This window comes from Streptomyces sp. NPDC050759, from assembly GCF_044456945.1.
In the GTDB taxonomy this organism is placed as follows: domain Bacteria; phylum Actinomycetota; class Actinomycetes; order Streptomycetales; family Streptomycetaceae; genus Streptomyces.
Map to the genome: position 1 here is coordinate 1 of NZ_JBITGI010000042.1, position 2296 is coordinate 2296.

At 31.5% G+C, this 2296-nt stretch carries 1 protein-coding gene; it reads left to right on the forward strand.

The window, feature by feature from the left end; translation table 11 throughout:
• Positions 1-1288: 1288 nt before the first annotated feature.
• On the forward strand, positions 1289-2236 hold the full coding sequence (locus tag ACIBJB_RS47430; protein WP_398940386.1) for a replication initiation factor domain-containing protein: 948 nt from the start codon (positions 1289-1291) through the stop codon (positions 2234-2236).
• The last annotated feature ends 60 nt before the right edge of the window (positions 2237-2296 follow it).

Consider the following 2296-nt stretch of genomic DNA (forward strand, 5'->3'; position numbering starts at 1 on the left):
AATTTTGGCAGACAAAAAGTAAGAAGCTATTTTAAAAATGGCTACCATTTGGCTCCCTTTTAGCTCCCAAATAGCTATATTATTAGGTATCCATATGGTAGCCATTTTTGATTTTGTGTAGCTATTCGGTATCTTTTGTGTAGCCGTTCGGGAGTCATATAACAATTTTTATCGCATAAATAGGAATCCCATTTGACACTGTCAAATCAATATTTTGCACAGAAATGGCTACCGAATGGCTACATACGGAGACATTTCTGTGCAGGATTCCTCTTATGCTCTTTAAAATACAAGAGTTACATTATACACCTATTTTTTAAGGCTTTAGCTTTTTATTAAGAAGAATAACCGAGATAGAAAAACATATTTCGTATTCTAAAAGATTTAGAAAATGAATTTTAAAATGATTTATCGTCTCTCTGTTGAACAAAAAAAGTTTTTAGTTATTTTTATACGTGGAATGATTAAATGTCCTAGAAAGGGCTTAAAATGCAAAATAAAGGAACCACTCAAAAATGAGTGGTCTGGAGAATAGCTATCATACTGTGCGATTGAAAATGAGGACTGTATTAAGCATATCACACACATTTATGCCGAGAAAATTTATTGATGTTGAGAAGAACCCTTAACTAAACTTGGAGACGAATGTCGGCATAGCGTGAGCTATTAAGCCGACGATTCGACAAGTTTAGGGATTGTTAAGGGTTCAGAGGCTCAACGTCAATAAAGCAATTGGAATAAAGCATTAAAAAATAGCCACTCAATTTTTGAGTAGCTATGTGTTGGGCGAAGAACTATTACATGTTAAAAGAATTAATGATGTTTGAGGATAATGCTATATTTTCACTTTAACATTTATTTAATTACAGTGCATTCAAAAGTATTTAACGCTGATATTTTTTGGCTTTTTTGAAACGAGTAAAACGAGTTTCTTCTTGTCTTGATACTATATATAAATAACTCGAGTTTTAAATTATCGCTTTATCCCTTGTTAATAAAGGGTTGAGGCGTTTTTTGTTGTTGAAAGAAATTTTTGGCATGAAAAAGATCGGTCATATTAGACCAAGTTTTTTGATAGTGTTATATTAATAGCAAATAAAAAAGAAGTCGCCCACTCCCCGACCAAAGTTTGTGCGCGACAACCATTCAAATTCAAAAATTAAAACAGGAGTTGTTTTTATGATTTTGTATATTTAGATATTAAACGATATTTGATTATACTTCAACATTTACATTTGACGTTTGGATGGGCGGCTTCTTAAAAAACAAATTAAGGAGTCGATTTTTTATGAGTAAAAATAATAAGCGTGTAAATTACTTAAATCATTGTAAAAATAACGATTTAGATATTTTTTCTAAAACCGGCTACTCTAATAGCCGGTTAGGAGTGCATTCTGTGCACCCACAAAATCCTAAATTAAGTTTTGACGCTATGACAATAGTTGGAAATCTCAGTCGTGACAACGCTCAAAAGCTATCGTCATTTATGAGTATCGAACCACAAATTCGACTTTGGGATATACTACAAACGAAATTTAAAGCTAAAGCACTACAGGAAAAAGTTTATATTGAATACGACAAAGTAAAAGCAGATACATGGGATAGACGTAATATGCGTGTTGAATTTAATCCGAATAAACTTACGCATGAAGAAATGCTTTGGTTAAAACAAAACATTATCGACTACATGGAAGATGACGGTTTTACAAGAATAGATTTAGCTTTTGATTTTGAAGATGATTTGAGCGATTACTACGCAATGACTGATAAAGCAGTTAAGAAAACTATCTTTTATGGTCGTAATGGTAAGCCTGAAACAAAATATTTCGGTGTAAGAGATAGTGATAGATTTATTAGAATTTATAACAAAAAACAAGAATGTAAAGATAACGCAGATGTCGAAGTTATGTCTGATCACTTATGGCGTGTAGAAATTGAACTTAAAAGAGACATGGTGGACTACTGGAATGATTGTTTTAATGATTTACATATCTTGAAACCAGATTGGACTTCGCCAGAAAAATTAAATGAACAAGCAATGGTTTACATGTTAATTCATGAAGAAGGCAAATGGGGAGAATTGAATAAAAGAACTAAATATAAATATAAAAATTTAATTAAAGAAATATCTCCAGTTGATTTAACAGAATTAATGAAATCGACTTTAAGAGAAAATGAAAAACAATTACAAAAGCAAATAGAATTTTGGCAGACAAAAAGTAAGAAGCTATTTTAAAAATGGCTACCATTTGGCTCCCTTTTAGCTCCCAAATAGCTATATTATTAGGTATCCATA